The organism is Blautia glucerasea (assembly GCF_020537505.1).
Taxonomy (GTDB): Bacteria; Bacillota; Clostridia; order Lachnospirales; family Lachnospiraceae; genus Blautia_A.
On the sequence record NZ_JAJBMO010000002.1, the window covers coordinates 221,710 to 246,569 of the forward strand.

Annotated in this window: 23 protein-coding genes and 1 other RNA gene; 2 read left to right on the top strand and 22 right to left on the bottom strand. The window is 45.2% G+C overall.

Going from position 1 to position 24,860, the window contains the following annotated elements:
- Positions 1-147: 147 nt before the first annotated feature.
- The 5 genes from LIQ05_RS02600 to ruvB form a co-directional block, all read right to left on the bottom strand.
- The gene (locus LIQ05_RS02600) at positions 148-1,629 is read right to left on the bottom strand and encodes a peptidoglycan D,D-transpeptidase FtsI family protein (RefSeq protein ID WP_226818353.1); all 1,482 of its coding nucleotides are present in this window, start codon (positions 1,627-1,629) and stop codon (positions 148-150) included.
- Positions 1,553-2,926 (bottom strand): FtsW/RodA/SpoVE family cell cycle protein, encoded by a 1,374-nt coding sequence (locus LIQ05_RS02605; RefSeq protein ID WP_226818355.1) that lies wholly within the window; start codon positions 2,924-2,926, stop codon positions 1,553-1,555. Before LIQ05_RS02605 ends, LIQ05_RS02600 begins: the two co-directional genes overlap by 77 nt.
- 6 nt (positions 2,927-2,932) lie before the next feature.
- Positions 2,933-5,131: a peptidase U32 family protein gene (locus LIQ05_RS02610; RefSeq protein WP_226818358.1), complete on the bottom strand. Its 2,199-nt coding sequence runs from the start codon at positions 5,129-5,131 to the stop codon at positions 2,933-2,935.
- 137 nt (positions 5,132-5,268) lie between these two features.
- Positions 5,269-5,676: a cell division protein ZapA gene (gene zapA / locus LIQ05_RS02615; RefSeq protein WP_226818360.1), complete on the bottom strand. Its 408-nt coding sequence runs from the start codon at positions 5,674-5,676 to the stop codon at positions 5,269-5,271.
- Between the two features lie 193 nt (positions 5,677-5,869).
- Positions 5,870-6,871, bottom strand: a complete 1,002-nt coding sequence (gene ruvB, locus LIQ05_RS02620) for a Holliday junction branch migration DNA helicase RuvB (RefSeq protein ID WP_173715981.1) — start codon at positions 6,869-6,871, stop codon at positions 5,870-5,872.
- On the opposite strand from ruvB, the gene LIQ05_RS20540 reads away from it, so the two are divergent.
- The gene (locus LIQ05_RS20540; protein ID WP_416385974.1) at positions 6,855-6,995 is read left to right on the top strand and encodes a DUF6783 domain-containing protein; all 141 of its coding nucleotides are present in this window, start codon (positions 6,855-6,857) and stop codon (positions 6,993-6,995) included. The two genes, ruvB and LIQ05_RS20540, sit on opposite strands and share 17 nt — an antisense overlap.
- On the opposite strand, the gene ruvA is transcribed toward LIQ05_RS20540, so the two are convergent.
- From ruvA to LIQ05_RS02670, 10 genes are all read right to left on the bottom strand, one after another.
- Positions 6,992-7,606 (bottom strand): Holliday junction branch migration protein RuvA, encoded by a 615-nt coding sequence (gene ruvA / locus LIQ05_RS02625; protein WP_226818362.1) that lies wholly within the window; start codon positions 7,604-7,606, stop codon positions 6,992-6,994. The genes LIQ05_RS20540 and ruvA overlap by 4 nt on opposite strands.
- Before the next feature lie 232 nt (positions 7,607-7,838).
- Complete coding sequence (locus tag LIQ05_RS02630; RefSeq protein WP_226818363.1) at positions 7,839-8,435, bottom strand: YibE/F family protein; 597 nt, start codon at positions 8,433-8,435, stop codon at positions 7,839-7,841.
- 99 nt (positions 8,436-8,534) lie between these two features.
- Positions 8,535-9,821: a putative ABC transporter permease gene (locus tag LIQ05_RS02635; RefSeq protein WP_226818365.1), complete on the bottom strand. Its 1,287-nt coding sequence runs from the start codon at positions 9,819-9,821 to the stop codon at positions 8,535-8,537.
- A 243-nt stretch (positions 9,822-10,064) separates the two neighbouring features.
- The gene (locus LIQ05_RS02640; RefSeq protein WP_226818367.1) at positions 10,065-10,862 is read right to left on the bottom strand and encodes an RnfABCDGE type electron transport complex subunit B; all 798 of its coding nucleotides are present in this window, start codon (positions 10,860-10,862) and stop codon (positions 10,065-10,067) included.
- A 12-nt stretch (positions 10,863-10,874) separates the two neighbouring features.
- Complete coding sequence (rsxA, locus tag LIQ05_RS02645) at positions 10,875-11,450, bottom strand: electron transport complex subunit RsxA (protein WP_173715976.1); 576 nt, start codon at positions 11,448-11,450, stop codon at positions 10,875-10,877.
- Between the two features lie 6 nt (positions 11,451-11,456).
- A complete protein-coding gene (rsxE, locus tag LIQ05_RS02650) occupies positions 11,457-12,167 on the bottom strand; it encodes an electron transport complex subunit RsxE (protein ID WP_226818369.1) in 711 nt (236 codons plus the stop codon).
- The gene (locus LIQ05_RS02655) at positions 12,164-12,778 is read right to left on the bottom strand and encodes an RnfABCDGE type electron transport complex subunit G (protein ID WP_226818371.1); all 615 of its coding nucleotides are present in this window, start codon (positions 12,776-12,778) and stop codon (positions 12,164-12,166) included. Before LIQ05_RS02655 ends, rsxE begins: the two co-directional genes overlap by 4 nt.
- The gene (locus LIQ05_RS02660; protein WP_226818372.1) at positions 12,775-13,755 is read right to left on the bottom strand and encodes an RnfABCDGE type electron transport complex subunit D; all 981 of its coding nucleotides are present in this window, start codon (positions 13,753-13,755) and stop codon (positions 12,775-12,777) included. Before LIQ05_RS02660 ends, LIQ05_RS02655 begins: the two co-directional genes overlap by 4 nt.
- 17 nt (positions 13,756-13,772) lie before the next feature.
- Positions 13,773-15,092, bottom strand: coding sequence for an electron transport complex subunit RsxC (gene rsxC, locus LIQ05_RS02665; protein ID WP_226818374.1), 1,320 nt, complete (start codon positions 15,090-15,092; stop codon positions 13,773-13,775).
- A 227-nt stretch (positions 15,093-15,319) separates the two neighbouring features.
- The gene (locus tag LIQ05_RS02670; RefSeq protein WP_226818375.1) at positions 15,320-16,210 is read right to left on the bottom strand and encodes a putative ABC transporter permease; all 891 of its coding nucleotides are present in this window, start codon (positions 16,208-16,210) and stop codon (positions 15,320-15,322) included.
- Positions 16,211-16,414: 204 nt separating this feature from the next.
- On the opposite strand from LIQ05_RS02670, the gene LIQ05_RS02675 reads away from it, so the two are divergent.
- Positions 16,415-17,437, top strand: a complete 1,023-nt coding sequence (locus LIQ05_RS02675; RefSeq protein WP_226818377.1) for a ribonuclease H-like domain-containing protein — start codon at positions 16,415-16,417, stop codon at positions 17,435-17,437.
- Positions 17,438-17,579: 142 nt separating this feature from the next.
- Here the strand turns inward: LIQ05_RS02675 and LIQ05_RS02680 are convergent, their stop codons facing one another.
- From LIQ05_RS02680 to ssrS, 7 genes are all read right to left on the bottom strand, one after another.
- Positions 17,580-18,578, bottom strand: a complete 999-nt coding sequence (locus LIQ05_RS02680) for an OmpA family protein (protein WP_226818379.1) — start codon at positions 18,576-18,578, stop codon at positions 17,580-17,582.
- A 12-nt stretch (positions 18,579-18,590) separates the two neighbouring features.
- On the bottom strand, positions 18,591-20,213 hold the full coding sequence (locus LIQ05_RS02685) for a MotA/TolQ/ExbB proton channel family protein (RefSeq protein WP_226818381.1): 1,623 nt from the start codon (positions 20,211-20,213) through the stop codon (positions 18,591-18,593).
- A gap of 274 nt (positions 20,214-20,487) precedes the next feature.
- Positions 20,488-21,099, bottom strand: a complete 612-nt coding sequence (locus LIQ05_RS02690; RefSeq protein WP_226818383.1) for a histidine phosphatase family protein — start codon at positions 21,097-21,099, stop codon at positions 20,488-20,490.
- 5 nt (positions 21,100-21,104) lie between these two features.
- Complete coding sequence (locus LIQ05_RS02695; RefSeq protein ID WP_226818385.1) at positions 21,105-22,049, bottom strand: YihY/virulence factor BrkB family protein; 945 nt, start codon at positions 22,047-22,049, stop codon at positions 21,105-21,107.
- Between the two features lie 128 nt (positions 22,050-22,177).
- The gene (locus tag LIQ05_RS02700; RefSeq protein WP_226818387.1) at positions 22,178-23,515 is read right to left on the bottom strand and encodes a SpoIID/LytB domain-containing protein; all 1,338 of its coding nucleotides are present in this window, start codon (positions 23,513-23,515) and stop codon (positions 22,178-22,180) included.
- 70 nt (positions 23,516-23,585) lie between these two features.
- The gene (locus LIQ05_RS02705; RefSeq protein WP_226818389.1) at positions 23,586-24,644 is read right to left on the bottom strand and encodes an aldose epimerase family protein; all 1,059 of its coding nucleotides are present in this window, start codon (positions 24,642-24,644) and stop codon (positions 23,586-23,588) included.
- 21 nt (positions 24,645-24,665) lie between these two features.
- A non-coding RNA gene (ssrS, locus tag LIQ05_RS02710) (6S RNA) lies at positions 24,666-24,843 on the bottom strand.
- Between the last annotated feature and the right edge of the window lie 17 nt (positions 24,844-24,860).

Here is a 24,860-nt window from a genome sequence, read left to right on the forward strand (position 1 = left end):
GTTTTCTAAACTGTATATAGTATACCTCTTTTTCAGAAAACTGGCAACAGGGAATGTCAATTCTATCTAAAATCCCGGTTACTGCCCACGCCCTGACCAGTAACACGCTTCGCGATGCACAGAATATAAGGGAACTCCAGTCATATGTTAATTAGAATAATAAGCATCAAAAATCTGTCCAGCAATAGGAACCGCTGCTTCGCTGCCGGAACCGCCGTTCTCCACGATCACTGCTACTACCAGATCTGGATCATCCACATTGGAATAACCGATAAACCAGGAATGGCTGTGTCCTTCCTCGTCGAACTCCGCGGAACCGGTCTTACCGGCTACTGTATAGCTTCTTCCGGAAAGAGCGGAAGCGGTACCGGAATCTACAACCTGTTTCATCAGCTTACCAAGAAGATTTGCCTCATTGGAGCTCATCAGTCTCTTATAAACTGCCGGTTCTGTCTTCTTCACAGAATCCCCATTGTCATTTACCACCTCATCAATCAGATAAGGTTTCATCAACACACCGTCATTTGCAATGGCACAGGTGATCAGTGCCATATGCATGGGGGAAACCAGGGTATTTCCCTGTCCAATGGAAGTCTGCATGACCAGAGGCGTCACGGAATTCCGATCCAGGGAGAAGCTGCTGGTCCTGTAGGAATTCAACGGCAGACTTTTATTAAACAAAAGGTCTTCCGCAGTCTCGCGAAGAGATGCACCGCCAAGATCCACTCCAATATTCGCAAAAGCACAGTTACAGGAATTGGCAAAAGCGGAATAGAAATCCTCCTGTCCGTGAACGGTATTGTGATAACAATGGATGGTATGATCCTCCAGGGTTATGCTTCCCTCGCACAGAAAATTGTAGCCCTCAAAAGTCCCCTTCTTACGGAAATAATCAAGAGCCGTCACTACCTTAAATGTAGAACCAGGCGGATATGCGCCATTGGTAGCCCTGTTCAGAAGACTGCTGTCATTCTCATCATTTACCAGATACTCCCAATTATCCGCAATGGTATTGGGATCAAAATCCGGCTTGCTCACTTCTACCAGCCTCCTGCCCGTAGACGGTTCGATCACTACAACTGCCCCTCTTCTGTCCCCTAAAGCATTATAGGCAACACTCTGAAGATTGGCATTTAAGGTAGAAATCACGGTATCTCCCGTGTTTTTCTCGTTAAGGAACTGATTCTTCATCTGTGTCAGGAAAAAGGAATGGGATGTCAGAAGGGTAAAGTTCGCTTCTGATTCCAGACCGCTCTTTCCATTGGAATCAAATCCTACAACATGGGAAAACATATTGGAATACGGATAATTACGTGTCTCTGTCCCGTCTTCACTTACATTGGTCTGGGCCAGAACCTGGCCGTCAGAAGAAAGGATCCTGCCCCGCACCACCCGGTCAGAGAAAGAATCCTGTCTGGTATTATAGGGACTGTTGATAAAGTCATCACTTTTAAAGCCATCAAAATAAATCAGATACCCGATCATACTGATAAAGATGATTCCAAAGAAGATGGAAACAAAGGTATATTCTTTATTTCTGGCTTTGCGCTTTTTAGTAATCTCTTTCTGCCGCTGCCTCAGCAGCTCTCTGTCTCGCTCTCTTTGCTGCCTCTCGTCGATGTCTCTCAATTTCTTCGTCCTCGTCCTCTCTATAAATATATAAGCCCTGGATAATAGCAATCATCAGGATCATACACATGATGGAGCTTCCGCCGTAGCTGACGAGCGGAAGGGTTACACCTGTCATCGGGATAAACTTTGTAGCTCCTCCAATCGTAAGAAATACCTGGAATGCATATTCCGTACCAAGACCAATGGCGATCAGTTTATAAAACGGATTCTTGATCTGCAACGCAATCTGTACAATGGTAAGAAAGAAGCTCATGCACACAAGGATCAGACAAATGGCAAAAATCCCACCAAGCTCCTCGCAGATCGCACTAAAAATAAAGTCGTTCTTAACAACCGGGATCTTCTCTGGTGAGCCCTGGCAAAGTCCCATTCCAAACCAGCCTCCAGTACCGATTGCAAATAAAGACTGCACGATCTGATACCCCTCATTCTGGTAAACTGCCATAGGATCTTTCCATGCGCTGACACGCTGTCTGACATGCCCAAACAGATGGTACGCCATTACAGAGCCTACTGCCCCGCCTGCAAGTCCAATACAAAGATATGCAGACTTCCTGGTAGATACATAAATCAGCACCAGATATACTACAAAGAACACTACCGCACTTCCAAGGTCTCTTGACAGTACCAGGATCCCCACATGAAGCCCTGCCACAACCGTGGCCAGTACCACCTTCTTAAAAGTCACCTCTCTGGCAAGCAGAGACGCCATAAAAAATACAAAGGTAAGCTTGATCACTTCTGAGGGCTGGATTCCCATCAGGGAAAGCTTTGCACCGTAGCTGGTCTGGGCAAGAACCAGAACTGCACCAAGAAGGATCACTCCCAGTCCTGCATAAACCCAGGTAAGATCCTTGAGAAATTTCATTCTCCGGATCATAACCGGGATCACAAGTGCCACCGCACTTCCGCATGCAACGATCAGAAGCTGCTTGTTTGCAGAAGCAATATCCAGTCTGCAAAGCATAATAAAACCAACGCTGAGCAGCATGCACATATTATTCAGCAGCAGCAGGGAAGCATTCTTATAGATCCTGCGGTATAAGATCAGGATGATTGCAAAATACGTCATCATCCCAGCGTAAAAGATTACCACCTTAAACTCAAAGGTTTTTAAAAATATTACCAGAAACGCTGTAAAATCCAGGAAAAAAGTTAACGTGATCTGGCTTCTCAAAAGCCCTTTTCTTCCTGAAGCATTCCTGCCTGACACCAGATAATAACATAGTACTGTATACACGATCATCAGCGTCAGGATCACATATTTGGATAATTCTACAACAATATTAATCATACGCCTTTACTCGGCTCCTCTTTTAAAATGACCTTTTGTAAACTCACCTTCACCAGATACCCGGCCTTCATGGTATGCAGCTGCAAAGTCTTCCACAATTCTCTTCGTCTCTTTCCCGCTTTCTATGGTAAAGGACAGACGCACAGATGAAAAGCCAAGTTCTTTCACCTTGCCTGCTTCCTTAAGAAGCCCATAGGGAAGGCTGTTGTAGATGATATTATAACATGGACCTGTTTCCTTTGTATTTCCTGTTTTCCACGGACGGCAATAGCATACTATCGGGAATTCCTTGTCATAACGATCCCTTAGCACAAGCCTGTCCTCCTGGTGGTTGCATCCAGAAGTATTTTTGCGCACACACTGGGCGCTGTGCATAAGAGGCAAACGCCCATAGACTACCATCTCACTGCCTGTATTTTCCCGGTGGCGAAGCTCCTTCTCATTTAGTTCCAACGGGACTGTATTTCGAAGAACCTTCTGGTCTTTCCAGAAATGGATGGCTTCATCATTCCAGGTATACAGGGAATGATCCAGCACACATCTGTCTGCCAGTCCCATCTGTGCCAGCACGCTGTAGGATTCCAGATTCCGCACAAGAAATCCGGTCATTCCAGCTTCCAGCCACTTCTTAGCCTGTTCCAGATATCCCTCTGGGGGATTGCCCCGGGTGATGTGAGGAAGGGAGAGATACATTTCCTTTCCATTCGCAAGCCCCTTCTGTAAATAGTCCTCCATCAAAACATAAGGCAGGTAAATGCCCTGGATCTCCTTTTGCTGGCAAAGGATTTCTGCTGCTTCTTCACTTTCACAGGATGCGTAAACGGGAATAAAGTCTTCTTTTCCAAGAGGAACATTGTCGCAGATCACAATATCCCCAATCTTTGGCTGGGGGGCATGTGCAATCCGCTCTAATCCCACGTTTCTTCTGTATTTTTTTAGAAGATTCTTTGTCAGTTCTTCCAAAGCCTGATGACGGATTTCATTCAAAACCTTCATGGGAACAAAAACAGCATCATTCATCTGAATGTCCAGGCTTTCCCATGTAAATACAGTATTTCCAAGCTTGTCCATCTGCTGAAGGACCCGTTCCCTGGTTACTGGCTGGTTCTTAGCCAGCTGAACCTCACCTGTGTACGCCATGGCCTCGGCATCCTTACAGGATACGTGAAGAAGGGCAGGAAGACCAGATGTGAGACTTAATTCACCTTTTATCTTTACCTTCAGCTGCTTCGGTTTCAGGGAAACCTCACCAGTCTTTTTTTCATTGGTAAATGCCATCATCTTGGGACCATTTCCCATCTGGTAATAGCCTGTACAGGAACCGCCCCGGTTAAACAGATCCAGAAGATATTTTTTATCTTTCCCGGTTACGTGATAGTTCTCAGGGCCTCTTTCGAAAAGAAGATCCAGATACTTCCGGTACATTCCTGTCACACCTGCTGTGTAAACAGGTTGCTTCATTCTGCCTTCTATTTTCAGGGAGGTTACACCTGCGTCTATGATTTCAGGCAAAATTTCAATGGTGCAGATATCCTTCAGACTCAGGGGACAAAACTCCCCCTTCTGATAATCCCTAGTCTGGAAATGCTTCACCTGATAGGGAAGACGGCAAGGCTGTGCACAACGGCCTCTATTTCCGCTTCTGCCGCCAAGGAGACTGCTCATAAGACACTGTCCGGAATAGCTGTAGCAAAGAGCCCCGTGTACAAAGGCTTCGATCTCAATAGGACAGGCTTCGTGCATACGGGAAAGCTCTTCAAGAGAAAGCTCTCTTGCCGCAACCACGCGGGTTGCTCCCTGGTCAGCCAGAAATTTCATTCCTTCCGGGCCAGTTACGGTCATCTGCGTACTGGCATGAAGATGAAGCTTCGGGAATTCCTTTTTAATAAGGGAAAATACCCCCATGTCCTGAACGATCACTGCATCAAGACCGGCATTATAGTAAGGTTCCAAATAAGGAACCAGTTGTTCTTTCAGTTCTCTGTTCTTCAGTAGAGTATTGACAGTAAGATACAGCTTCCTGCCATGAATATGGGCTGCATCAATGGCGTGAAGAAGCTCTTCTTCGTTAAAATTCTGGGCATATGCCCTGGCTCCGAACATTGCGCCACCTACATAGACGGCATCCGCCCCTGCCCCAATGGCTGCCTCAAAGCCTTCGTAGGAACCGGCTGGAGCCAGTAGTTCTATATTATTAGGGTTCAAAGTTTGTCCTCCAATTTTATATGAAAGTCTTAAGTTTCTGCGGTGAAAACAGCGGCCTTGGTCCGCAACTGGTTCCTTTATGCATAACAGTCTCTTATAAAGGAAAAGAGGAATCACCTAGGCAATCCCTCCTGCTTTTATTTCAGCATTTCATCCAGTTCTTTTTCCAGTTCCTTCACTTTACCTTCCAGAAGATTCTTCTCGTCCAAAGCTTCCTGCTCGTTCTTCTGTGCTTCTTCGATCTGCATACGAAGGGAGATCAGCTCATGCTTCAGGTCATACATCTCCTGATCCTTCTGCTGCAGATCAAGCTCATAGGTCTCTACCTGCTTCCGGGCCTTAAAGTAATCATCTGTAATATTCAGGCTGAGAAGCATATGCTTGGTCTCCATAGGCTGTCTGCCATATCCTGGCACAGTCTCCAGCTCTCCTATCTTCTTATTCATATATGATGCAACCTGCTGGAAATATTCCTCTGATTCATATCCTCCAAGGGTAATAATCTTCCCCCCGATGATCACCTGTGCTGTATTCTTGACCGCCATTCGTTCAAGCCTCCTGTATCTTTATACTGTACAATCCCAGGTTCTCCTTACCTTATTACCGACGGACAGTTCCGCAAATAACCGGCAAACCTGGCCTGTTTGTTTTCTCTTTTCGTATTATAACTTATGTAAGCACTCCTATTATAATCGAAAATTGTAGAAAAGTATAGGATTTTTTACAAAAGTTTATCTTTTATATTTCCGGAACAGGAAAACCAAGGTGTTCATAGGCAAGAGCAGAGGCCATTCTGCCTCTCGGCGTACGGTTCAGGAAGCCATTTTTTAAAAGGTAGGGCTCGTAAACATCTTCCAGAGTACCGGAATCCTCCCCAATGGCTGCAGCCAGGGTATCAAGACCTACCGGACCACCCTTGAAATTTACGATCAGGGTGGTCAGGATCTGGCGATCCAGCTTATCAAGACCGTACTGGTCAACTTCCAGAAGATTCAGGGCAAAGCATGCCACATCATAGGTGATCCTTCCGTCGTATTTTACCTGGGCAAAATCACGGACACGCTTTAGCAGACGGTTAGCCAGGCGAGGGGTTCCCCGGGAGCGCATGGCAATCTCACCAGCACCTTTTACATCTATTTCTACTCCAAGCACCTGTGCGGAGCGCATAATAATAGTGGTTAGTTCTTTCTTACTGTAAAATTCCAGATGATGGATCACACCGAAACGGTCACGGAGCGGTGCAGAAAGAAGTCCGGCTCTGGTAGTGGCACCTACCAGAGTAAATTTCGGCAGATCCAGCCGGATGGATCTGGCAGAAGCGCCCTTTCCGATCATAATATCAATGGCGAAATCCTCCATAGCCGGATAAAGCACCTCTTCCACCTGTCTGTTCAGACGGTGGATCTCATCTACAAAGAGAATGTCCCCTTCCTGAAGATTGTTCAAAATTGCTGCCATTTCCCCAGGTTTCTCGATTGCAGGACCGGAGGTTACTTTCATATGAACGCCCATTTCATTGGCAATAATACCGGAAAGGGTAGTTTTTCCAAGTCCTGGAGGACCATAGAAAAGAACATGGTCCAGGGAATCGTGGCGCTGTTTGGCAGCTTCGATATATACTTTTAAGGTATTCTTGGTTTTTTCCTGGCCAATATACTCGTCCAGGGTCTGGGGGCGAAGATTCCCCTCCAAAGAAAAATCCTCTTCCATAACGTCCGTGGTTATGATACGATTGTCCATTTTTTACCTCTTGAAATTTTATAAATTAAGTACTCCCAGAGTGTGTCTAAAAAATCATTCCCGTAATCTGCACGCCCCGCTTTGTGGGAGATTTTGCAGAAAGCCTTTTTCGGACACGCTCTAGAAATTCTTAAGCGCAGCCTTCAAAATTCCCTCTACATCCGTCGGATCCACGTCTGTCACCTTCTGCACCGCCCGGAGAGCATCTGTGCTGCTGTAGCCAAGTGCAACCAGCGCTTCTACAGCCTCCTGCCTGGCCTCTGTCATGCCTGCTCCGGCCGTTGCTACAGTAGCCTGGGCCTGCTCGTTAGCAAGCTTCTGCTCGAAGGCTTCCTCCAGGCTTAGCTTGTCTTTTAGCTCCAGGATCAGCTTCTGGGCTGTTTTTTTGCCGATTCCAGGGGCTTTTGATAAGGTCTTTACATCATCGGAAAGGACAGCGAAGCGCAGCTCATCTGCGGTAATGCCTGCCAGAACTCCCAATGCAGCCTTCGGTCCCACACCATTCACTCCAAGGAGAAGCTTAAATACCTGTAAATCATCTTTGCTGAAAAAGCCATAAAGAACCATAGCATCTTCTCTTACCTGAAAATAAGTGTGAAGCTTCACTTCCTGTCCAATATGCAGCTGTGCCAGGGCATTGCCTGTCATATTGATTTCAAATCCAATGCAGTTGGATTCTATGATCGCAGAGTTCTCTGTAAGATCTGCTACTGTTCCTCGGATGAATGAGAGCATGGGGAAGGCCTCCTGTTTTATCTATCGTAAAAATTTATATTCGAAATTCTTTGTCATCATACCATATCCAGCTGAAAAAAGCAAACATTCATTCGGGTATTTTTTCAAAAGGGGCGAATTAGGACCAGCCATATTCCACGCGGACCGCCCAGGCGCTCCGCGCGGAATATGACTGGTCCCAACGCTGGTAATCGGCTAAAACTAATCTTTTCCCGAACGGTAGTAAAAATAATTAGAAGTTTTTTCTTACGATTTTCCCGTGATAAAGAACTGTACAAATAAGAACTGTCAGCGGCACCGAAAGCACGATTCCAAAGCTTCCTGCCAGCCCCTGCATAATGGCGATTCCAATGTTATTAGAGTTGATGATCTGCTGGTAAGGAAGGTCATAGGCGTAGTCCAGAAGGAGCATGCTTACACTGCTTCCTGCAATGGCAAGAATCAGGGTGTTGCTGTCAGTTCCCATCATATCGCGGGCAACGTGCATTCCTGCTTTAAAAAGCCGGGCGCGGCTCATGGCCAGATTCTGGTTATAGATTTCATACATGGAGCTGCAAACGGACATTGCCACATCCATCACAGCTCCCAGACAGGAAATAAGAAGTCCTGAAAAAAGGAGGCCGCCTACCTGGATTCCGTTTGTGTTCCATAAGGTCATCAAAGTCTCAATATCGGAAACATTATAGCCTGTGATTCCAGAAGCCATGCTGAACAGCCGGGCGGAAATTCCAGCGATCACCACACCTGCCACGGTTCCAGCAGTAGCTGCAATGGTTTTCCTGGTAGTTCCGCCGATCATGTCTTTACAATGTTTACGTTGTTTTAACAATTCTCGCCGTTTATTACTGCCACCTTCCCTCCATCTCATATTCTGAAACAAGCTCCGTCTTTCCGTAATAAACTTTAAAAGAACTGTTTTCCCTGATTTTTAATCCACCTTTTTCGCCTTTGGATAAATCTTCGCCATCCGCCCATCATCAAAGCGCTCATCCACCCAGCTCTCAAAGCTGTTAGCTGCCTCTACGCCGTTGCTTCTGGCATTATAGCGTGCCAGAGCTGCACTGGAAACAATTCCATCTGCCAACATGAAAATAAGGAGCAGCCAGGTGATCACCTTACCTGGTTTTACCGGAAGCTTCTCGATCAGACGGGAAACCACAGGGTAAAAGATCTTAAACCACGCCACTGCCGCAAAGCCCCAGAAAAAGCAGTAAAGAAGATTGATTCTGCCCCCAAGGTTAAAGGGAATATCGCTGTAATCCCAGAATACAGTTCCAAACACAATTTCCGTGAAAACACTGCAGATATATTCATATACACCGCCAAGGATAGTTCCCATCCAGAAAAGAAACTGCTCTGAGCGGTTCCGATAGCGATAAAGAAGGGCGGTAACTGCTGCAAGGGCAAGTCCCCACACAATACTGAAATCTCCCCATACCACACTACTGCGGCTCATCCAGTACCCAGCTGTAATCCGGCAGAAAATGGTCTCCGTGATATCTCCCAGAAATGCCCCGATAAAGAACAGAAGAATGATCTTATAAAAACTACAGCCGTAGGCAAAAATCTCCGGATGCGCCTCCTCTTTTTCCATATGCTGCTTCTGAGGATAAGCCTTGGTGATTCGACGACTTACAAAATCGTCAATCTTTGCCCCAAGCTTCCAGGTTACAGAATCAATGTTATGCTCTGTTTCGATCCATTTTTCCGGATTTTTGCTGTGTCCAAAAAGAATTATTAAAGTGGCAATGGCATCCACGGCCAGAAATCCCAGCAACGTAAGGATCACAATACGGGACGCCAGACCTGGAAGCAGCTGATAGGCACTTATGCAAAGACCATTTCCAATCTTTACTACAAATACGCCCAAAAGGCCCCAGATACAGGAGGTCGGAACACTAATGTAACCGTCCAGGTTCCATTTTATTTTCCGGTAGTCCCACCATCTTTCGTGGTACCACATCTCAATCAGATGTCCGGCAATCCATTCCACCAGGGATGCCACAATGGCAGAACCGAGAAACAGCCAGATACCTGTCAGTTCCCTTGTAAATGCTGTAATAAAGAATCCTCCGAAGCCATAGATCAGACAGAATGGACCGTTGATAATGCCTCGGTTGGCAAATTTCTTCTGTTTCAGGGATGCAAGAACTGTCTCAAGCACCCATCCTGCAAAGGAATAGATGAGAAACAGCCAGAGTAATTTCCAGATCATACGCGTGTCTCCTCTTTTGTTTATTGAAATATAAAAACCTTCCGGGAAAACCCGATTAGAACATCATAGCACAATAGAGCGTGTTTAAAAAGACTTTCTTCAAGGCGGGGCGTACAAATTGCGAAAATGATTTTTCAAACACGCTCTAACCCCAAGAAAAAAAGCCTGTATTCCAACTGCTGGTTCTCATAAAATTTACATTCTATGCCAACAGTCTGAAAATACAGGCTTTTCATTTTTATTTTATGCCTTCCGGATAACCCCTCTTGGGCAGGCTTCCTTACAAGCTCCGCATCCTGTACACTTCTCATAATCAATATGTGCACAGAAATCTTCAACGGTAATTGCACCGTTTGGACAGGTTTTTTCGCACTTCTTACAACCGATACAGCCAATCTCACAGGCAGCCATTACCTGTTTGCCCTTATCGTGAGAGCTGCAGTCCACAGCCACTTTCTGATCATACGGAATCAGCTCGATCAGGTGTCTTGGACATTTGGCAACACATTTTCCACAGGCCTTGCAAGCCTCTTTGTCTACTACAGCGATTCCATCTATAATATGGATTGCATTAAAAGGACAGACCTTCACGCAGCTTCCAAAACCACAGCAGCCATATGTACAGGCTTTTGCACCGCCGTTTGGCACGAAGGGAAGCATTTCACAATCTCCCACACCAGTGTAAACATACTCTTCTTTCGCCTTTTCACAGGTTCCGGAGCATTTCACATGGGCTACCTGACGGGCTGTCTCCACAGCCTCCTGTCCCATGATTCCTGCAATGATCTTTCCAACAGGCTCGCCGCCTACCGGGCAGCGGTTTACAGGTGCTTCGCCTTTTGCGATCGCTGCTGCCAGACCGTCACAGCCAGGATATCCGCAGCCACCGCAGTTATTTCCAGGAAGGGCCTCTCTTATGGCAACTTCCTTCTCATCAACCTCTACAGCAAATTTTTTTCCGGCTACTCCAAGGAAAACACCGATGAAGAGGCCTACTGCTGCAACCAGAATTGTTGCCGCTATAATCGCACTAATATTCATCCTGACGCCTCCTTAAATTAATCCTGAAAATCCGAAGAACGCAATTGCCATTAATCCAGCTGTCAGAAGAACGGTTGGGAATCCCTGGAATGATTCCGGGATATCGTTATAGGCAATTTTTTCACGGATTCCTGCCATCAGTACAATAGAGATGGAGAAACCAAATGCTGTTGCAAAACCATTCACAGTACCTTCCAGGATGTTGTAATCCTTCTGCACATTTGTAAGAGCCACACCAAGGACTGCACAGTTCGTGGTGATTAGAGGCAGATACACACCAAGTGCTTTATACAGGGAAGGCATGCTCTTTTTCAGGAACATTTCTACAAACTGCACCAGAGCCGCAATGATCAGAATGAACACGATGGTCTGAAGGTAAGTCAGATCCAGAGGCTGAAGGATCAGCTTGTAGATCACACTTGTAACAAAGGAGGACAGAGTGATTACGAAAATAACCGCACCACCCATACCAGCCGCAGTATCCGTGGTCTTAGAAACGCCAAGGAACGGGCAAAGCCCCATAAACTGGCTGAGGACTACGTTATTTACCAGCGCAGAGCTTACAATGATCAGTAATAATTCTTTCATCTTCTCTTACCCCCTTTTTCCTGAACACATGGAATTTCCGCAGGAAGCACAGCCGCCCTTGCAATCCGGATTGCTTGGATCAATGCCGCGCTTTGCAGCGCCAAGCTTGAATTTGTTCTGGATTGCAGATAAAAATGCAAGGACAAAGAATGCGCCAGGTGCAAGAATAAAGATAGTTACAGGCTCGTAACCCATTTTACCAGCTGCAGCGTCTGCAAGAGGAAGGATCTGTCTGCCGAAAATGCTTCCGGCACCGATCAGTTCACGTACCGCACCAATGCAGGTGATACTTAAAGTAAATCCAAGTCCCATTCCAATACCATCAAAAAGTGAAGGGATTGGTTTATTCTTGGATGCATAAGCCTCTGCTCTTCCCAGGATGATACAGTTTACAACGATCAGCGGAATATAGATTCCAAGGGAAGCGTACAGGAATGGAATAAATCCCTGAAGAAGCATCTGCACAATTGTTACAAAAGATGCTACCACCACGATATAAGCTGGCATACGCACACTGTCCGGAATAAAATTACGGAGCAGGGAAATCATCAGGTTGGATGCTGCCAGGATCACCGTTGTAGTAAGTCCCATTCCAATACCATTGATGGCAGATGTGGTGATTGCCAGTGTAGGACACATACCAAGCATCAGCACAAAGGTAGGATTCTCTTTGATAATACCGTTTATCAGCCGTTCAGATGGTGTATTCTTTTTCATTTCTGGCTGCCCCCTTTCTCATAACGGAATGCGGCAAGTCCTGCATTGACGCCATTTGTCATGGCGTTTGTAGTGATTGTCGCGCCGCTTAAAGCGTCAATCTCATCCTCTGAGGTGGCACCAGTCTTTGTGTAGGTAAATTTCTCTACATTTTTATCCTTAAACTGATTCTTGAAATCATCTGTAGTTGCACGCATACCAAGACCGGCAGTCTCACTAATGGACAAAATAGAGATTCCGTTCAGGGTTCCATCATCCCGGATTCCCATGGCAAACTGGATATCTCCGCCGTAGCCTTCTGCTGTGGTTACCGTAAACGCATAGCCCAGTTCATTGCCTGCATTATCCCTTGCCAGCATAACTTCGTCGATATTCTGGGCTGTGTAGCCGTTTTCATCCAGATAGCTTTCCAGATTGGCATCCTCACTGCTTACAACTGCCTCAAAACTTGCTGCATCAGCAAATACAGCCTTGTACGCCTCTTCTTTCTCCTTCGCCTGCTGGCTTGCGATAGGACCTGCTGTAATATCATTGACAAAGCCAAGAAGCAGTCCGGAAACCAGTGTGATTACGGTCAGCGCAAGAGTATCTTTCACGATCTTGTTTTTCATTTCTTCGCGCCTCCTTTTCCAAAAGCAACCGGGCGTGTGAAACGCTCAATCTGAGGTACCAGAAGGTTGCAGAAAATAATCGCATAGGAAACACCCTCTGCGGAAGCTCCGAAAATCCGGAAGATTCCGGTAAGAACACCAAGACAGACACCGTATACATACTGTCCCTTAGGTGTAATGGGGCTTGTCACATAATCCGTTGCCATAAACCATGCACCCAGCATAAGCCCGCCGCCGCAAAGATGGGTAAGCAGATAATTTACATCAAAGCCCTTGCCGGAAGCAAGCATGTAAAGAATCACAAATACAGCAAAGCTACCGATATAGGTAAGCGGGATCCTTGCACTGATCACTTTGTAGCAAAGCAAAATTGCTGCGCCGATGAGGATGGCAATGACAGAAGTCTCACCAATAGTTCCCTGGATATTACCAAAGATCAGGTTCTTGATGGGAACAGAAGAACCAGCTACAAAACCATGGTCCCGAAGCGCTGCCAGAGGGGTAGCTCCTGTTACACCGTCAACAGCACCTTTAAAGCTGTCTGAGACAGAAAAATCTGTCATCTTTCCAGCAAAAGAAATCATAAGGAAGCAGCGGGCTGCAAGAGCCGGGTTCATAAAGTTCTGGCCAAGGCCGCCGAACAGCTGTTTTACCACAATAATTGCAAAAACACTGCCAAGTGCCGGAATCCAGATTGGAATTCCTGCAGGCATATTCATACCGATGAGGAGACCAGTTACCACAGCACTGAAATCCTTCACCGTATTTTTCTTGTGCATGAAATGGTCATATAACCACTCTGCAAGCACTGCACTGCCGGTGGATACCACCAGGATGGCAAGTGCCTTTAATCCATAATTATAAACTCCCACAATGGCAGCAGGCAAAAGTGCGATGGTAACCAGCTGCATGATCTTTGCAGTGGTCATCCTTGCCCGCACATGGGGATTAGATGATACATTTAACATTTGTTCCATTCGTTTCTTCCCCCTTATTATTTCTTCTTCCTGCTTGCCAGCACCATTTTACGCATGGACTTGATGCTCTGGGTCAGCGGGCGTTTGGCTGGGCAGATATAACTGCAGCAGCCACACTCACAGCATTCCATTCCGTCGAATTTCTGGAAATTCTCCATATCTCCGCGCTGTGCAAAGGTGGCAAGTCTTGCCGGGATCACATGTCCCGGACAGACGCTTACGCAGCGTCCACAATTAATGCAGGCGGTCTCCTCTTCTTTCGCATCGGATACCGGATCGCTCTGCATACACAGAAGGGAAGAAGAAGTCTTCACACACGGTACATGAAGATCATACATAGCAAATCCCATCATAGGACCGCCGGAAATCACTTTACCGGCATGTTCCTTCAGTCCACCGGCTGCGTCGATCAGTTCGGCCATATCCGTTCCTGTACAGACTTCAAAATGTGCCGGATGATTGATTCCTTTACCGGTTACTGTGAAAATTCGCTTCATAATCGGCCTTCCAAGTGCCACTGCATCGTAAATACTGCAAATTGTCTCAACATTATCTACAATACATCCAGCATCTGCTGGAAGCATGGAGGAATTGATCTCTCTTCCTGTCACCGCATAAATCAGGGTACGCTCACCACCCTGCGGGTATTTGGTTATCATTTCCTTTACTTCGATATTCGGGACACCAGCTGTCAGCTCTTTCATCTTGGCAATACAGTCCGGCTTATTGTCCTCAATGCAGATACAGCCCTTTGCATTTTGAAAAAGGCCTACTACAATCTTCAGGCCTTCCACAACCTTCTCTGGCTGGTCCATCATACGCCTGTAATCACTTGTCAGATAAGGCTCGCACTCTGCACCATTTACCAGTATGTACTCGATTTTGTCTGGTTCCTTAGGAGAGAGCTTCACATGTGTGGGGAAGCCTGCACCTCCAAGTCCTACTACGCCGCCATCGCGGATTCTTCCGATAATCTCTTCACGGGTGAGATCCGCCGGGTTTGCCGGAGAAAATTCCGTCTCCTCATATAATCCGTCATTTTCCACAATAATGGAATCTACCATGCTTCCGGTAGCTGTAAGACGTTTCTCGATACCTGTTACCGTACCGGATACAGAAGCATGAACAGGGGCAGACACAAATCCGCCTGCTTCTGCGATCATCTGTCCTGCCAGCACGCGGTCACCTTTTGCAACCACTGGCTTCGCCGGAGCACCAATATGCTGGGACAATGGGTATGCCAGATCAGCCTTGGGGAGATATTTCTCCACCGGGCAGTCCTTTGACATTTCTTTCCCCTCGAAGGGGTGTACGCCTCCTTTAAAAGTTAATCGCACTAATATTCACCGCCTTTATAGTATTGATTACTGACTCTTTTGTCCGCAGCAACCTGATTTTTTGTCTGCTTTGATATTTATATTTTATTTTACTTTTGTCTGGATAATAGATTGCTTACTGCTCACAGCTGGCGCATAACGCCCTGCAAAATATTCTATAAGCAGTTTGCAGTTCTTACTGCCTGCCCTCACAGCTTTTGTATGCACTATAAGGGCAGTTTTTTCATTTATTCCGCGTCTGTACCCTTCCTGCCGGATTTCTTCTTTCTATGGATCTTATATCCACGGTTCAGATTGGGATATGCCTTTACAAAACGCTGCATATTATAGCTGACTTTTCCAGCCATAGCCACTTTGCGTTTCTGAAGTTCTTCGGAAATATCGCTCATCATACCAGCTCTCTTCTCTTCCAGTTCCTTGATCAGGGCAATGTCATCAAAACGTCCACGCTGGCTCTCCAGCTGTTTCTTGATCTTCTCTCTGGAAAGGCCACTGCTCTCTTCCAGCTTCTCCATCTTCTCACGTGCCTGTACAAGCAGCTCCACACGCATCTGATCCAGAGCCTGCTCCCATGCAGGAATACGTTCGTGAATATGGAAAGCTGCTGCTGCGGAAAAAGCGAAATCCACAATATAGACCACCGTGATCACACATACGGCAATCTCACCGGTTCTTCTGGAATACAGCTCTGTAAAATCCGAAACCATCGGATGAAGTACCTTAAAAAGTCCTACTGTAAATAAGCCCCAGCCAAGGGAACAGCCGAGACAGATACGTCCCTGAAAATTAAATTTTTTATCGCTGTAATCCCACCAGGACGTATGGAAGATATTTTCCATCAATACGGCGGTCACATATTCCAGTACAGTGGCCACTACAATCCCCCCCACAAACAAAAACAGCAGATTGTCACTGATAGGAAGAAGGATCATGTACACAGCAAGTGCACCGCAGCCGTAAATAGTACATAAAGGGCCATTGATAAAGCCTCTGTTTATCAGCTTGCCCTTTCGTACTGACACGTAGCAGGTTTCCCACAGCCATCCAAGAAAACTGTATATGTAAAACCAGTTGGCGATGTGATAAAAATCCACTCCGTTAATTGCCAAATCCCACATATATTTCTCCTTTTCTTTTTATCAGGTTCCAAGTTTAAATGTTTTCTCAAACAACCCTGACAACATTTTGAACTTTTGGACCTGGTGTTTATATATTCTGACTATTCTACGAATTCTACTATACAACATTTTGTAAAAAAATTCACTACCTAAAAGGAAAAAAATTGTGTATAATTGAATACAATCAATGAAAGGAGTATAAGCATGTTGATTGTTAAAAAAATGCCGATTTTACAAGGTTTTCCAGCCTTTGAGACTGTTAAAATTTTGTCTGGAAACAGCACAGATGATGTCAATTTTTCACCTCTGTTTTATGATATTGAGACCACTGGATTAGGACGAAATTCTTCTTTTTTGTATTTAATTGGCGCAATTTGCTATAAAGAGGGCTCCTGGCAGCTGTATCAATGGCTTGCCCCTGATTTTCGGGAGGAAAAAGCATTATTGGAGATATTTTCAGAATTTATAAAAAATTTCAGCTGCACCATTCAGTATAATGGAGATTCCTTTGACCAGCCCTATCTGCAGGCCCGCTGCAAATTTCATGGACTTCCCGATCCTTTTGAGGGGATTCCTTCTTTCGACTTATATAAAGTATTGCGTCCCCTGAAAGGATTTCTAAAGCTTCCCGGACTAAAGCAGGAACAGATGGAGGCCTTTCTCGGAGAACAGAAACGGGTTTACTGCAATGGCGGTGAATGTATCAGAATCTATAAAAAATATATGGCACATAGAGGACAGGCAGACCTGGATACTGTTATGGGACACAACATGGAAGATCTCCTGGGGCTTGGAGGTGTATTTAAGATGTTGGGATACCTTACCCTTAAGAATGGAATGTTTGATGTAAACGGAACTGATTTTGACGGAGAAAATCTTATTTTGCAAATGAAGCTGCACAATAGCCTGCCTGCTGCATTTTCCAACAGTACAGAAGAGTTTTATATTACCGGACAGGAAAATCTGGTAAGCCTGTTAGTAAAACCTGTAAATGGCCGTATTCGTCAATATTACAGCAATTATAAAAGTTATGATTATCTTCCGGGAGAAGACATGGCAGTTCCAAAATCCATCAGTCAATTTATGGAAAAAGGGCTGAAACAATCAGCAACAAGGGAGACCTGCTATACCTGGTTCCCCTGCTCCAAAGAATTTCTGGAAAATACAGAAAAACAAAGACAATATTTGATACATACTCTTGAATATCTTTTCTGGAAACTAAAATAGTCCCACTATACACAAAGAGTATTTCATTTCCCCTGATCAGAGGATCTGAAATACTCTTTTCTTTTACAGATCCCACTTCTGATCTGTCTTTATCTTGTCAGTCTGACAACTGTATTTCTGCAATACAGCAATGCTTCGCTCTTTACTGGGCGGTATCTGTACTGCTGTCCGCAGAATTATCAGTGGAGGTATCTGTAGTAGTATCTGCTGATGTGCTCTCATCAGTTCCAGACATGATCTTACTCAGTTCATCGATCATCTCGTCATCCTTCAGTCTGAACTTAACCTCCACACGACGGGAAGCTTCTTTATCTACATTTCCATCTGCGTCCAGAATCGGGTTCGCCATAGAATGTCCATTTACAGTAAGGTAATCCTGAAGGTCAAGGCTCTGATCTTCTGTCAGGAACTCACCCTGAATATCCAGAAGGTACTGTGCAACTGCAAGAGAACGCTGCTGGGATAATTCCAGGTTATATGCGTAATCCCCATCTGTATCCGTATAACCATCAATAATGATCTCAGCGAGATAATTCTTATAGGTATCCTCCATCAATACTTTACAGTAGATCGGAAGTACATTTCGAAGAGCCGCCTTACCTGCATCTGTAAGCTCTGACTCATCTACATCAAACAATACACTGGCGTCCAATGTCATCGCTCCCGTCTGGGCATCCAGATTCACATTAATATTATTTTTCTGGAATTCCTGCTGAAGCGCCTCTACAACCTCTGCTTTGACACCGATAATATTATCGATCTTGGTCTGCTGCTGGGTTAGCAATGTGGTTTTCTCATCCAGATCTGTCTGCTGCTGGTCCAGAAGCGCCTGCTGTTCTTTCAGCTTTGCTTCCTGCTCGGCAAGAGTCTGAGCCAACGCCGTCAGCTTCTCATCTCTGGTCTTAATGGCGCCTTCCTGTTCATCAATGGTATTCTGCTTGGCAAGAAGATCAGCTGTATACTCTGCCTGCAAAGCCAGCTTCTCATCTCTCTCCTGAATACTCTCGTCATAGCTCTTCTGAGCCTGGAAAAGTGTCAATGACATGATCAGTATGAAAAGAAGCAGAACGCCAGCCATAACATCGGAATAAGAACGCCATACATTAAAGCCCCCATCCCCTGATTTTCTTTTTTTGCGCATGTCTATCTCCTCTTATCTGAATAAGCCAAATTTTCCTTTCTGTGCTGCTTTGGAAAGCTCTTTCATATTCTTATTGATCTCCTCCAGAAGAGCCTGCTGTCCTTCATTCTGCTGGGCAATCAGATTGCCAAGTTTGTCTATGGAATCATTTCGTCCGCTTGCAATCAAGGATACGTCTCTGGTATTGGCAGCGGTCACCTCACTAAGAAGCTTGCGTACCTGCTCCATAGTCTTATAGGAAAGTCTCTGATACTGGGCAAAATCTTCCATTTGAGCAGTAAACTCTTCTGCCATTTTCTGATTGGCGCGAATCAGATCTGCACTTGCCTGACCGGTAGCTCCCACTTTCTCAATGGATGCTGCGGCTGTCTCAACATATTTCTGCATAGCCTGGTTGCAGGCAACCCAGAACTTGGCTGCAGACTTCTCTGCATCCTTCAGGTAATCCACAACATGCTGGTAATCCTGCTGCTGCATTTTCTGGATTTCCTGATTCTCGGAAAGGATCCGGTTGGCAGTAGACATGTACCGGGTCTGCATACCGCCCATCTCTTTTACCATATCCGTAATTGCTTTGTCCTGCTTGTCATAGGTCTCCGTAAGCTTCTGGCTCATAGTCTGATACATGGCAGACGTATAAGCGGTGTTCTCCTTCTGTGCCTTCTTTAACTGATCCAGAGCCACATTGAAATCACGGAACTGCAGATGGAAGGAATTGTTCATCTGTTTCAGGAACTCATCCGAAATCTCCCGGATTGCGTCTTCCTGGCATCTGGTTACGGAAGCCACCAGCATATCCAGAGAATCATTCATCTTCTGGAACGTAGGTGTGATTACTTTCTCAAAGCTGTCTGCCATCTGAACAGAAAACTGCTCTGCCATCTGTTTCATGGCACTTGTCTGCAGCTTCTGGCTTGCAAGAAGCAGGTTCCTGGATTCGTTCTCTGCAGTAGGCATTACGTAAGAATGAAATTTCTCAAGAAATGCCTGAAGTTCCTCTGTCATGGAGGAATACTCTCCCTTCATGCCAAAGGTATAAATAATCGAAAATGAAATACCGTAAATAGAAGTAAGAAACGCAACCTTGATGCCCTCTACCAGTGCTGCCACGGAAGAAGTCATGGCACTGTAGTCTGTAGGCTGGAAATCACGAAGTCCCCAGACCAGTCCAAGGAAGGTTCCAAGAATACCAAGGCTGGTGAAAATATCCGGCACCATTTCCAGAAGCTTCTTATGTACATGGATATCAAGCTCATCTTCATTAATAAATTCCTCGATATCTCCAAGTCCCTCTTTACTATTATTAATGCTGTCTGTAAAACTGTCCATCTTCTGGTCCAGATACTTATCATCGAACAGCTCACCCAGATAGGTCAGATTCTTCGGATCTGTCTTACCCGGAGTCTTGAACATACCATTCAATTCCTCTACTGCTCTGTGAAAAGCAGTGCTAAGGTTATTCATTCGGAACATTCCGCCAAACATTGCGATCATATACAGAACTGCAATCACCGCCAGAAATACAAAGTTATAAATCGTAGACGATAAATTCCCCCTGCCTGCAAATAAAGTCAAAGCAGTGGTGCCTGCAAGAACCGCAACAAACAATATAGAATGTGTAATTTTTTTCTTCATTGTCTGCCTCCCCATTTGTATTTTCACAAAACACACATGTCGCCTTCGGCGGCATCACCATATACGAAAGTCAGCTGTCCTATGTCTTAGAAACCGTACACAGCCTGCTTCTTTGGTGCATTTTGTGAATTTTCCATTAATAGTGGTACATTTTTTATCATAATATCACAATTATTATCCAATAACAAGAAAAAAACATACCCCTGGTCAGTAAAAAGAAGCTTTTCACAGCTTTTTCACATAACCAGGGGATATTATAGCACATCATTCAATTTCAGGCGTAAACCTTATCTTCCTCCAGAAATCTCGCCTTTCCATCTTGCACTTCCACCAGATTGATACTGCAGTTAGGCGGCACACATCCATGCCAGAAGTTCTCTGGATCCTGATACAGGTTCTGAAGAAGAGCACGCACTGCACATCCGTGTGAAGATACCAGAACGGTCTTATCCGCCAAAGACGGATCTGTGGTTTTCTCCATCCAGAAAGCTCTGGTACGTTCCAGAACATCCTGAATATTCTCTCCCTTTTCCGGCCTTGGGAATTTCAGTGGATCACGGAAAAACAGGTCAAACTCCTTACAGTCAGACTCCATGGTATTTCCAGTGCGCATAATATGTCCTTCCAGAACTCCGAAATTAATTTCCTGGATTCTGGCATCAGCAATAGTGGAAACATCCCTGCCTCCAAGGACCAGCCTGGCAGTCTGTCTGGCCCGCAGCAGCGGACTTGTGAAACAGATATCAAATTTCACATCCAGCAACGCCTCTCCGGTCTTTTTCGCAAGATCAATCCCCTCCTGGGCAAGAGGAATATCAGCTGAGCCCTGTGCCTTGTGGAGATGGTTCCAGGGTGTCATACCATGTCTTACAATATATAAAAGCATTCGTTTTATTTCTCCTTTTTCTTAGGTTCTTTTTCAAGAGTCTTTTTTTTGTCTTTTCCTGCTTCTTTCTCTCCTTCTTCATGTTCACGGTTTAACATTTCTCTCATAGATGCCTGTGCCATTCTGAACTGTTTCTCAAAATATGCATTGATCTCCGCCCCGTATAGCAGAAGATTCATACAGATATAAAGCCACAGCATCACCATGATCAATGCAGTCAGGCTTCCATACATATTACTGAAGCCCGGAAATGTATCAAAATAAATAGAAAAGAAATAAGAAAATAAAGACCACCCGGCTGCAATCAGAATCGCTCCAGGTACCTGGCTCTTTAAGGTTGCTTTACGGTTCGGCAGCATTTTGTACAAAATCAGGAAAACCAGGAACAAGCCCGCGAAAACAAGTGCTGTTCTCGCTCCAATGATCTTCCCGATTATTCTTCCAAGAAAAGGAACGTATTTCCCCGCCATTGTCTGGATCTGGTTTCCAAGGACCAGAAGAAGCAGGCTGGCTATAATGGCAATTCCAAACATAAACGTATATACCACTGCATACATTCTGGTCACCAGCCAGTTACGGGTCTCCTTCACATGGTAAATCGTATTCAGGCCATTGGTCAAAGACTGCATAGCCTTCCCTGCAGACCACAATGCCATAATCGCGGAAATCGGCACCACTGCTGTACTTCTGCCATAAACCTCAGATACAATGGTAAGTACAAAATTCTGTATATTGTGCGGCACAAATGCCCGGATGGTCTCACTGACCATATTATATGTCAAAGGTGTATAACGAATCATAGTTGTAAGAAACAAAATAAACGGAATAAAAGACATAATCAGGAAGTATGCGGCCTGTGCCGCGTATGCTCCCACATGATCTCCATTTGCCCTGTCCATAAAGCCAAGCAGCAATTGAAGAACACTCTGTTTTTCTTTTTTCTTATCCATACGATTGCTCCTGTTGCATTTTCGTAATTATTTTTTGTATCATATCACGAAACAGGCTTTCTGTCTACTTTTTCCTGGTTTTGGTCCTTTGGATTACGGTTTATGCCCCTGTCGGAGGCTGTCGAATACTACGATGGAACAGTCTCAAACGTAATATTCTGAAAAAAATATGCCAGGATTTCCTGCCAGGTATAACCTTCCTTCGCCATTTCATTTGCCCCATTCTGGCTCATTCCCACTCCGTGTCCATATCCTTTTCCCTGAATCTGTACCTCCTGCCCCACCTCTGTTGTCAGATTAAAATACGCACTTGGAAGAAGACTGCCGCCTTTTACCTGCGTACCATCTTTCTCTGTTATCAAAAGTCCTGCCGGGGAAAGAAATTCCCGGATCTCATATTCTCCATTCAGCTCTATGGGATTCCTTTCTGTTACAATTTTCAGTCCGGTTACCGCACCGCTGGCACTCTTTTTCATCACCTGAAGACCTTTTAAAGCCCCCACTCCTTCCAGATTTTCTGCTCTCTCTCCCAAGGTGTCCCATGGAATTGTCACCTTCCAGCTGCTCCATGGCATATTCTGGTCAAACTCACACTCCACGCTTTTCAAATACGTGGCAGCTTTATCTGCGCCCCATATTTCATCTGTGCTGGTCTGACCGGCTGATGTGGAAAAATAATAGGCAGTAACTGGTTTTCCATTCTGGCACATGATTATCCCTTTTGTCTCCTGTACCGCTTTGTCTGTTTTTTCATCTGCCTGAAAATTCCCATAAACCTGATAACTTACGCTGTCATCTACATCGGCTCCATATTCTTCTTCCAGGCTTTTTTCCTTGATCTGGCAGATTGCATAGGTTCTGGCACATACAGCCTGCGCCATCAGTGCCTGTTCTTCGTAGGAGGCTGGCATTTCACTGGGGACAACTCCTTTTAAATAGGTTTCCAGGGGAAGCTCATTAATCAGCAATAACCCCTGATCCGTTTTCTTAATTTCCAGGGTCCCGTAATAAACAGGTGGATTCTGCGCCCGGGTAATGGACGTTACTGCAATGCCTTCCTCTCCTCCCTTCAGAAGCAAGGCATCACTCTGAATTTCCGGCGAATCTGGTGTATAGGTGTATTCTTTGCCATTTTGCTGCAGCGTCACAGAGGAATGATAATACGATTGCTGCCCAGAATCCGTGAGCAGAACACGAATGGAAAGTTCCCTGGTGTTTTCCGCCTTTTCCTTCTGCTTATAGCTGTAAGCCGCGCCAACACCTGCACCAGTGATTGCAATACTCAGCCAGGAGCTTGTCCTTCCTTTCTCTTTAACCGCAGCCGTTTCCCGGCCGGTATCCTTTTTTTCCTGGAGCAGTTCTACTGTCTCATGGCTTTTCCTTTCTTCCCCTCTTTCCCAGTTCACCTCCGCCGCTTTGCGAAACAGCAGCAGCCACCCCAACAGTACCAGTAAAAAATAATTCATTCCATAAAAAAATCTGGTCTTCTTCATACACTTAAAATATATGAAAAAAACCAGATAAAAATATCTATTATTATTTTCTTACGCCAAATTTATATGCTGTAAAAGACTGGTATTTCTCGCCAGCTTCCAGTACCGGGGAATGGAATGCTTCCACATTCACTGCATTTGGCTCAACCTGTGTCTCAAGGCAGAAGCCCTCACGCTTATTATAAACATGTCCATTCTTGCCCTTCTCATCAACAACGAAGTTACCTGCATAGAACTGCACACAAGGGCAATCTGAAATCACATCCATGGTAATTCCAGAAGTCTCATTATAAGCAGAAGCGATGGTTCTTCTATTTCCCTTAGCGTAATTGTCCGCTACATAGTTATGGTCATATCCGCCTGTAAATTTCAGCTGCTGGAAGTCTGCGCCGATCTCATCCCCGATCTTCTTCGCCTTGTTGAAATCCATAGGAGTACCTGCTACTTCTGCATATTCACCAGTAGGAATGGAAAACTGATCTACCGGATTATAATCCTTCGCGTGGATGGTAAGATATGTATCAAGGACCTTGCCGCTTCCCTCACCGGTAAGGTTAAAGTAGGAATGATTGGTCATATTCGCCAGCGTAGCCTTGTCACTGATTCCGCTATAATAAATCTGCAGAGTATTCTCCTCTGTAAATTCATATGTAACTGCTACCTGGAATTCTCCAGGGAAACCATTCTCACCGTCTGGGCTGATTCTGGAAAAAGTAATGGCATTCTTATCCGGATCTGTATTCTTCACAGTCCAGATCTTCTTCTCAAATCCATTAGGACCGCTATGAAGATTGTTGTCATTTTCATTCTTGCCAAGCTGGTATTCCTGTCCATAAAGGGAGAATCTGGCTCCGGCAATACGGTTGCCGCTTCTTCCGATAATCGCACCGAAAAAGCATCCGTTTACTTCATACTGCTGAACATCATCATATCCAAGTACTACGTCTCTCAGCTTTCCATCTTTATCTGGAACGCAAAGCTTCACAAGAATAGCGCCGTAATCCATTACCTCTGCATAAGCGCCCGACTGATTCTCCAGACAATATAATGTAATCTTCTCCCCTGAGGTCAATTCTCCGAATTTTTTTGCTGTAACACCCATGTTACCTGCCTCCCTGTTCTAAAAAATCCCAGAATGCCGTTCCCTTTCTTTTGACGCCTAGCTAACCGCTAGGTGGGTATCCTCAACAGAACTTCTGCCTACCACAACGAGAGGTCTGACATCCGCACTGCGATCTTGGATTCCCTTGATGTCAATGTAGGTTCAAAAATAAAAGGGGCCTCGCACATCCCAGGATTCATTTTTCTAAAAGTTATT

What these genes read in the sequence shown, in the direction of transcription:
- rsxE (WP_226818369.1), bottom strand. Translation starts at nt 12,167, where the DNA reads ATGAAAAAGAATACACCATCTGAACGGCTGATAAACGGTATTATCAAA.
- LIQ05_RS02605 (WP_226818355.1), bottom strand. Translation starts at nt 2,926, where the DNA reads ATGATTAATATTGTTGTAGAATTATCCAAATATGTGATCCTGACGCTG.
- LIQ05_RS20540 (WP_416385974.1), top strand. Translation starts at nt 6,855, where the DNA reads ATGATACGATTGTCCATTTTTTACCTCTTGAAATTTTATAAATTAAGT.
- LIQ05_RS02655 (WP_226818371.1), bottom strand. Translation starts at nt 12,778, where the DNA reads ATGAAAAACAAGATCGTGAAAGATACTCTTGCGCTGACCGTAATCACA.
- LIQ05_RS02690 (WP_226818383.1), bottom strand. Translation starts at nt 21,099, where the DNA reads ATGCTTTTATATATTGTAAGACATGGTATGACACCCTGGAACCATCTC.
- LIQ05_RS02685 (WP_226818381.1), bottom strand. Translation starts at nt 20,213, where the DNA reads ATGAAGAAAAAAATTACACATTCTATATTGTTTGTTGCGGTTCTTGCA.
- zapA (WP_226818360.1), bottom strand. Translation starts at nt 5,676, where the DNA reads ATGGCGGTCAAGAATACAGCACAGGTGATCATCGGGGGGAAGATTATT.
- LIQ05_RS02640 (WP_226818367.1), bottom strand. Translation starts at nt 10,862, where the DNA reads ATGAATATTAGTGCGATTATAGCGGCAACAATTCTGGTTGCAGCAGTA.
- LIQ05_RS02700 (WP_226818387.1), bottom strand. Translation starts at nt 23,515, where the DNA reads ATGAATTATTTTTTACTGGTACTGTTGGGGTGGCTGCTGCTGTTTCGC.
- ruvA (WP_226818362.1), bottom strand. Translation starts at nt 7,606, where the DNA reads ATGCTCTCATTCATCCGAGGAACAGTAGCAGATCTTACAGAGAACTCT.
- LIQ05_RS02705 (WP_226818389.1), bottom strand. Translation starts at nt 24,644, where the DNA reads ATGGGTGTTACAGCAAAAAAATTCGGAGAATTGACCTCAGGGGAGAAG.
- LIQ05_RS02695 (WP_226818385.1), bottom strand. Translation starts at nt 22,049, where the DNA reads ATGGATAAGAAAAAAGAAAAACAGAGTGTTCTTCAATTGCTGCTTGGC.
- LIQ05_RS02675 (WP_226818377.1), top strand. Translation starts at nt 16,415, where the DNA reads ATGTTGATTGTTAAAAAAATGCCGATTTTACAAGGTTTTCCAGCCTTT.
- LIQ05_RS02660 (WP_226818372.1), bottom strand. Translation starts at nt 13,755, where the DNA reads ATGGAACAAATGTTAAATGTATCATCTAATCCCCATGTGCGGGCAAGG.
- rsxA (WP_173715976.1), bottom strand. Translation starts at nt 11,450, where the DNA reads ATGAAAGAATTATTACTGATCATTGTAAGCTCTGCGCTGGTAAATAAC.
- LIQ05_RS02635 (WP_226818365.1), bottom strand. Translation starts at nt 9,821, where the DNA reads ATGATCTGGAAATTACTCTGGCTGTTTCTCATCTATTCCTTTGCAGGA.
- ruvB (WP_173715981.1), bottom strand. Translation starts at nt 6,871, where the DNA reads ATGGACAATCGTATCATAACCACGGACGTTATGGAAGAGGATTTTTCT.
- LIQ05_RS02680 (WP_226818379.1), bottom strand. Translation starts at nt 18,578, where the DNA reads ATGCGCAAAAAAAGAAAATCAGGGGATGGGGGCTTTAATGTATGGCGT.
- LIQ05_RS02670 (WP_226818375.1), bottom strand. Translation starts at nt 16,210, where the DNA reads ATGTGGGATTTGGCAATTAACGGAGTGGATTTTTATCACATCGCCAAC.